Here is a 6,918-nt window from a genome sequence, read left to right as displayed (position 1 = left end):
CGGATCCTGGCCGAGCTCTCGGACCTGACGCCGCGCCTCGGCGCGCTCGCCGGCCTCGACCCCGCCCCCGCGCCGACCGGCACGGAGGTCGCGACCGAGACCGAGACGGCTCGATCCGAGCTGGTCGTGGCGTCCGAGGACCCATCGCCGACGGCGGCGCTGCCGCGCGATCTGGAGGAGGTCGCGGCGTTGCCGCCGCCACGGCCGGCCGCGACGGCCGACGCGACGCCGGACAAGAAGCCGGGACAGCGAACCGGCGAGCGGCCGAGATCGCGCTTCGCCAGGGCATCGCGTGGCGCGTCCCGCGCGGCCGCGCCGTTCCCGGTCCAACTGGTGAGCTTCCTGTTCTCGCCCTTCCGATCCGCAGGGACGCGGCCCAGTCCCGTCGTTTCCGCGTGCGAAGGCGGCTTCAGGCTGGCGAAGCGGGCCGGCCGCATGGTCCGCGTCGCCTGCCGCGCCGCGCCGCCCGCCGCTGTCGCGTCACGGGCCAGATCGCGGTTCGCCGGCCCGATCTCGTTCGGTGGCGCGTCGTGGCTCTCGGAGGCGGGGCAGGGCGCGCGCACGGCTCTCGACGGCACGTTCTCCGGCGGCGGCGGGACCGGAGGAGGCGGGGGCGGAGGAGGGCCAGGCGGAAAAGGCGGCGGCAACGGCGGCGGCGGCGGCCGCGGCGAGGGTCACGGAGAGGGCCGGGGCGGCGGCAACGGCAATGACGGCGGCGGAGGCGGCGGCCCGAAGGGCTGAAAGTTTCAGCTCCGCTCAGCGCTCTCGGGGCGCGAGTGGGTATGCACCAGCGGCAATCGGCTCGCCGCCAGAATGCAGAGAAGGTTTACCACGCAGAGCAGGGCGAACCCCGCCGGAAAGACGGATGGCGGCAGCACCTCCGCCGTGGCCGCGCCCGACGACCCCGCCTCGACCCCGTGGGCGAGGTGCTGGAGCAGCAGCGCGATCGACATGGTGGACACCGGCCCGCCCAGCCGCTGGACGATGTTGATGGCTGTCGCCGCGTCGGTCAGCGACGCGCGCGGGATCGCGGTATAGGCGCTGACGATCGAGGGCAGGTTGACGAGGCTCAGGCCGAACCCCCGGATCAGCAGGACGCCCGCCACCACACCGAGCGGCATATGCAGGCCGGGCCAGGCGAATGGAAGCGTGGCCGCCAGGCAAATGCTCCCCCCGGTGGTGGATACGCGTCGCGGCCCGAACGTGCGGATCAGGAAGTCGAGGAAGGGACGCCCGGCCAGCAGGCCGAGCCCCATCGGCGCCAGCAGCAGCCCCACCGAGGCGGGCGACACGTCGCGCCCGGCCAGCAGATAGAGCGGGATCAGCATCTGCCCGCCCTGCACTGTGGCGTTGGCGAGAAACTGCGTCCGGGCCGAGGCCGCGAAGGTCCGGTGGCGGAACAGGCGCACGTCGATCAGCGCGCCCGTTCCCCGGCGCAGGCTGCGGACCACGAAGCTCGCCAGCAGAACCACCGCCGCCGCGACCTCGCCGGCCGCGACCCACGGCTTCCCGGACGTCGCGAACCGCTTGAAGCCGTCGAGCAGGAACACCAGCCCGGGCGACACCAGGCCGAACCCCAGCAGATCGAGCGGCCGGGGCCGCAGGGCCCCGTCGGCCGGCAGCAGGATGGCGGCGGCGACGATGGCGGCGACGCCCACGGGCAGGTTCATCAGGAACAGCCAGTGCCACGACGCCACGTGGAGGATGGCGCCGGCCACTGATGGGCCGAAGATCGGCGCGACGAGGACGGGAATGCCGACGAACGACATCATCTTCGCCATGCGCGGGCCGGCGTGGTGGGCGATCATCATCTGCGCCATGGGCGCGAGCAGGCCGCCCGCCATGCCCTGCAGGATCCTGAACCCGACCAGCTGCTCGACCGTCTGCGACAGTCCGCAGCAGGTGGAGGCGGCGGTGAACAGCGCGAAGCAGGAGAGGTAGACCCGCTTGGGGCCGACGCGATCCACCAGCCAGCCGTTCAGCGGGATCATCAGCGCGAGCGCCAGCAGATAGCCCGTGGCCACCCACTGGATGGTGGCGAGCGGAGCGTTCAGCTCCACGCTGAGCGTCGAGAGCGCGACGTTGACGACCGTCGTGTCCAGTTGGGAGAGGAACGGGCCGAACGAAACGACCGCGGTGATCTTCCAGATCTGGCCGCCCGGCAGCGATGGAGTGTCGTCAGGCGGCACGAGCTGGGCCTTCCCTATGTTCCAACGCGGCGCGGCCACGACGCGCGCGAACCGGCTCGCGCTCCAACCTAGCGGAAACCGCGCGGAAACGGACGCACGGCGAACCGGGCAGCGGCCGCCTGCATTGCCGCCACGATCGCAAGCGAGCCTTCGCGGTCTCCAGACCGGTTCGAAGCCCACCGCCCGGGAGCAGGCCATGACGAATTTCAAAGTCGGATATCTGATCGGCAGCCTCGCGAAGGAGTCCATCAACCGCAAGCTGGCCAAGGCGCTGATCCGCCTCGCCCCCGAGCATCTCGAATTCACGGAGGTGCCGATCCGCGACCTGCCGCTCTACAACTACGACTACGACCCCGATTTTCCGCCGCCCGCCAGGGCGTTCAAGAGCGCGCTGGCCGCCGTCGACGCGGTGCTGTTCGTCACCCCCGAATACAACCGCTCGATCCCGGGCGGCCTGAAGAACGCCATCGACTGGGCCAGCAGGCCCTACGGCCAGAACTCGTTCGCCCGCAAGCCGTCGGCCGTGATCGGCACGTCGCCGGGCTCCATCGGCACGGCGGTGGCGCAGCAGCAACTGCGCAGCGTGCTCGGCTTCTGCAACTCGCCGCAGATGAATGCGCCGGAGGCCTACGTCCAGTTCAAGCCCGGCCTCATCACCGACGACGGCGAGGTCACGGTCGAGTCCACGGCCGAGTTCCTGCGCAAATACATGGCGGAGTTCCACCAGTTCATCGTGCGCGTCTACACGGCGCTGCCGCGCAACGCCTGAGCACGGGGCGTCGCCGTCGTCGTCCCGGCGCGCGGCGCGGCGCATGATCGCGTCGATGGCGCTCACTCCTCGCCGAGGAAGCCGCCCGACTGGCGGCGCCAGAGCCGGGCGTAGTGCCCATCCTTCTCGAGCAGCTGGTGGTGCGTGCCCTGCTCGACGATGCGGCCCGCGTCGAGGATCACGAGGCGGTCCATGCGGGCGATGGTGGAGAGCCGGTGGGCGATGCAGATCACCGTCTTGCCTTCCATCAGCGTCTCCAGCTGCTCCTGGATGGCCGCCTCGACCTCGCTGTCGAGCGCCGAGGTGGCCTCGTCGAGGATGAGGATGGGCGCGTTCTTCAGGATCACCCGGGCGATGGCGACGCGCTGGCGCTGGCCCCCGGAGAGCTTGACGCCGCGCTCGCCCACATGGGCGTCGTAGCCGCGCCGGCCCGACCAATCCTCGAGCTCGAGGATGAAGTCGTGCGCGTGGGCGCGCCGCGCCGCCGCCTCGACCTCCGCCTCGCTCGCGGTGGGCCGGCCGTAGCGGATGTTCTCGCGGATGGAGCGGTGCAGCAGCGAGGTGTCCTGCGTCACCACGGCGATCTGCGCGCGCACGCTGTCCTGCGTGGCGAAGGCGCAGTCCTGCCCGTCGATCAGGATCCGGCCGCCCTGCAGGTCGTAGAAGCGCAGCAGCAAGTTGACGAGGGTCGACTTGCCCGCCCCCGAGCGGCCGACGAGGCCAATCTTCTCACCGGGCCGGATGGCGAGCGAGAAATCGTCGATGACGCCGCCCTCGCGGCCGTAGTGGAAGCTGACGCGCTCGAACACGAGCTCGCCCTTGGTCACCGCGATCGGCCGGGCCTCGGGCCGATCCGTCACGCGCAGCGGCTTGGCGACGGTCTCCATCCCCTCGTGCACCGTGCCGAATTGCTCGAAGATGGCGGTGGTCTCGAAGGCGACGCGACTGGCCGCTCCGCTGATCTGCAGCGTCAGCGGCAGCGCCGTCGCCACCATCTCCAGCCCGATCGCGCCGCGGCCCCAGAGCCACAGGGCGAGCGCCCCGGTGCCGGCGATCAGCAGGCCGGAGAGCACGGCGAGCCCGATGGTGAGCCAGGTGAACCAGCGCATCTGCACGCGCATGCGGCCGGTGTGGTGATCGATGGAGCGGCGTACCTGGTCGTCCTCGATCAGACCGTTGGCGAACAGCTTCACCGTGAGGATGTTGGTGTAGCTGTCGACGATGCGGCCGGTCACCGCCGAGCGGGCATAGGACACGTCGGTCGCGCTGCGGCGCACGTGCGGCACCAGCCAGGCGAGCAGGCCGACATAGAGCGCCAGCCACAGCACCATGGGCAGCGCCAGCAGCAGGTCGGCGCGCGCGATCAGCACGATGGCCATCGACACCAGCGCCACCATGTAGAAGACGACGCTGATGATGGAGACGAGGCTGGCGCGCAGCGCGTAGCCGGTCTCCAGCACGCGGCTGGCGATGCGGCCGGCGAAGTCGCTCTGGAAATAGCCGATGCTCTGGCGCACCACGTGCTGGTGGCTCTGCCAGCGCACGAGGTTGGTGAGGCCGGGAAACACCGCCTGGAACTGCAGCAGCGACTGCGCCATCGCCAGCAAAGGGCGCACGACGAGCACGAGCGCCGCGCCCGCCAGCAGGATCGGCCAGGCCTGCTCGGACAGCCGGCCGTTCTCGGCGGTGGCGACGGCGTTCACCACCCAGCCGATCATGACCGGGATCGCCGCGTCCGTCGCCGCGATCAGCGCGCCGAGGACGAGCAGCGCAACGAGGAACCAGACCACCTGCCGGGCGAAGAACCAGTAGAACGCCACCATCCCCTGCGGCGGCTGGCCGGGGGCGTCCATGGCGGTGGGAATGAGCAGGCTTTCGAAATAGCGGAACATGACGGGCTCGGGGGGCAAGAGCCGCCGGAGATTATGACAAGCGCCGACACGCGCAAGCGCGCGACCGCACCACTCCGTCAAAAAAGAGGGATGACGGGTGTCCACTCCGCCGCTCTCCCGAAGTCTGGCGGGCGGCGTCATCCATCCCCGCGTCGCCGAGCGGATTTCGTTCGGCGAGGTCGCGGAGGGGCGCGGCGTCTCAAGGCGGGAGGAAGATCTGCGCGCAACCCCGATTCGCGTGGATCGCGGGGCTTCGACCGGGCCAGGAGCGCCTCGAACTGAACCCTGCCCGAAGGCGAGGATCACACGGCTTGCTTAGCCCCACACGTCGCGCGCCACGCGCATCCAGTTGCCGGACGCGATCCGTTCGATCTGCCCCTCGCTGTAGCCGCGGCGCGCCAACCCATCGAGGATCCGCGGCATGTGCGTCAACGAGGAGAAATCGACGTTGAGGCGCGTCTCCCACTCGTACCAGGGCCCCAGAATGCCAGTGATGTTGGGATAGAGTCCTCGCGGTCCGAAGGACTTTTCCCACTTGTCACGGTTCTGGGGGTGGCCCTCGGTGATGTCGCTGGCAAGGGCGACGTGCTCGACCCCGGCCACGCGCACGATGTGGTCGACGTGATCGAGATAGTCCTCGAGGGTGGGGCGCGTGGCGTGCTTGACGGCAGGCGACCACATCACCGCGCCCGTAAGCCCGCCAGTCTCCGCGACGGCCCGCAGCAGGGCGTCCGTCTTATTGCGGGGGCTCGGGCAGACGGCGTAGGCATTGGCGTGACTGAAGACCACCGGCGCCTTTGCCGCGGCGATGAAATCGGCGCTGGTGCGGTGTCCGCAGTGGGAGAGATCGATCAGAAGACGGTTCCTGTGCATTTCCGCCACCCACTGGCGGCCGAGCTCCGTCATCCCACGATCCGCGTCGCCCGTGTCGGGCGCGCCCTGGCCGAACGCGCAGGGTTCGTTGTAGGTGGGCTGCAGGATGCGCATTCCCAGCCGCTTGAAGGCGGCGAGCAAGGACACGTCCTTCTCCACCATCAGCGAGTGTTGCGCGCCGATGATGACGCCGAGCCGATCGGTGTCCGCCGCCCGGGTGATGTCGTCGGCGGAGCGCACGACAAGGGCAAGGTCGGGCATCGCCTCGACGATCTGAAGGTTCGTCTCCAGTTCTTTCAGCGTCTGCGGCAGGTCCGACCACGGCTGGACGGCCGTCAGATTGATGGCGCGAACGCCCCCTGCCAGCGTGCGCTCGAACTGCTCGCGGCTCACGCCCGCGCAATTGAGCCCGTCGACGATGAAGGGACGCGGCGACGAGCTTGTGTCGGCGGAGGTGGCGGCTGAGGTCATGATTTGCTCCCTGGCGCGGACGAGGTTCCCGCGCTTCCCGTTTCCCGGTAGTTGACCCAAATGACGCGGACCGGCTTGGCGCCCGCGTTGGCGAAGCGATGCGGGCGATCGCTCGCGAACCTGAACGTGTCGCCTTCACCGAGCACGTAGCGGCGACCATCGACCACCAACTCGAGCCCGCCTTCCAGCACGAGACCAGCCTCTTCACCCTCGTGGATGTAGGCCTGGTCTCCGGAACTCCCGCCGGGCTCCAGTTCGATCAGATAGAGATCGAGGCGAGGAACCCGGGCGAACGGGGTCAGCCAGCGTTTGGTCGCGCCGGTACTCTTCATGTCCAGGGTACGATGTTCGAAGGCTCGGGCGACGATGGTTGCCGGGTGGCCGGACTCGTCCGCCGTGTCCGTAAACAGTTCGCCAATCCCGACGCTGAGCGCGTCGGCCAGCCGCGCCAGCGTGCGAACGGATGCCGACGACAGACCTCGTTCGATCTGACTGACAAATCCAATGGATAATCCGGCGGCGGCTGAGAGGTCCTTGACCGACAGGCCACGCGCCTTGCGCAAATGCCGGATCTTCTGGCCGAGGACGAAGCTGGCCGCTTCCGCCTCGGTCGGCTCACCCAGGGTCCGTGCCTCTTGCGCCATGTGACAGTCTCCCGGCGGCGGGCCTGCAACCGCGCCTCCGTGCGATTTCAGTCGCAACCCTAAAGTGAAAATTCCAATTG

The 6,918-nt window shown here is 69.6% G+C and carries 5 protein-coding genes and 1 pseudogene; 2 read left to right on the top strand and 4 right to left on the bottom strand.

The genetic code is table 11. The features are described from left to right. Positions 1-741 (top strand): annotated as a pseudogene (locus NK718_RS21270) (hypothetical protein); the annotation flags it as partial. 5 nt (positions 742-746) lie between these two features. On the opposite strand, the gene NK718_RS21265 reads toward NK718_RS21270, so the two are convergent. Further along, positions 747-2,189: a DHA2 family efflux MFS transporter permease subunit gene (locus NK718_RS21265; RefSeq protein WP_254746490.1), complete on the bottom strand. Its 1,443-nt coding sequence runs from the start codon at positions 2,187-2,189 to the stop codon at positions 747-749. Between the two features lie 196 nt (positions 2,190-2,385). On the opposite strand from NK718_RS21265, the gene NK718_RS21260 reads away from it, so the two are divergent. Beyond that, positions 2,386-2,958 (top strand): NADPH-dependent FMN reductase, encoded by a 573-nt coding sequence (locus NK718_RS21260; RefSeq protein WP_254746489.1) that lies wholly within the window; start codon positions 2,386-2,388, stop codon positions 2,956-2,958. Between the two features lie 62 nt (positions 2,959-3,020). Here NK718_RS21260 and NK718_RS21255 read toward each other — a convergent pair whose 3' ends face one another. The 3 genes from NK718_RS21255 to NK718_RS21245 form a co-directional block, all read right to left on the bottom strand. Continuing rightward, the gene (locus NK718_RS21255) at positions 3,021-4,850 is read right to left on the bottom strand and encodes an ABC transporter ATP-binding protein (RefSeq protein WP_254746488.1); all 1,830 of its coding nucleotides are present in this window, start codon (positions 4,848-4,850) and stop codon (positions 3,021-3,023) included. 315 nt (positions 4,851-5,165) lie between these two features. After that, the gene (locus NK718_RS21250) at positions 5,166-6,194 is read right to left on the bottom strand and encodes a dipeptidase (RefSeq protein ID WP_254746487.1); all 1,029 of its coding nucleotides are present in this window, start codon (positions 6,192-6,194) and stop codon (positions 5,166-5,168) included. Beyond that, positions 6,191-6,838, bottom strand: coding sequence for a cupin domain-containing protein (locus NK718_RS21245; protein ID WP_254746486.1), 648 nt, complete (start codon positions 6,836-6,838; stop codon positions 6,191-6,193). The genes NK718_RS21250 and NK718_RS21245 overlap by 4 nt, the downstream gene beginning before the upstream one ends. Positions 6,839-6,918 lie beyond the last annotated feature (80 nt).

The organism is Alsobacter ponti (assembly GCF_024294805.1).
GTDB classification, from domain to species: domain Bacteria; phylum Pseudomonadota; class Alphaproteobacteria; order Rhizobiales; family Beijerinckiaceae; genus Alsobacter; species Alsobacter ponti.
Note: the sequence above shows the minus strand (reverse complement) of the source record. Positions and strands in the feature narration are given on the sequence as shown.

What these genes read in the sequence shown, in the direction of transcription:
- NK718_RS21260 (WP_254746489.1), top strand. Translation starts at nt 2,386, where the DNA reads ATGACGAATTTCAAAGTCGGATATCTGATCGGCAGCCTCGCGAAGGAG.
- NK718_RS21255 (WP_254746488.1), bottom strand. Translation starts at nt 4,850, where the DNA reads ATGTTCCGCTATTTCGAAAGCCTGCTCATTCCCACCGCCATGGACGCC.
- NK718_RS21250 (WP_254746487.1), bottom strand. Translation starts at nt 6,194, where the DNA reads ATGACCTCAGCCGCCACCTCCGCCGACACAAGCTCGTCGCCGCGTCCC.
- NK718_RS21245 (WP_254746486.1), bottom strand. Translation starts at nt 6,838, where the DNA reads ATGGCGCAAGAGGCACGGACCCTGGGTGAGCCGACCGAGGCGGAAGCG.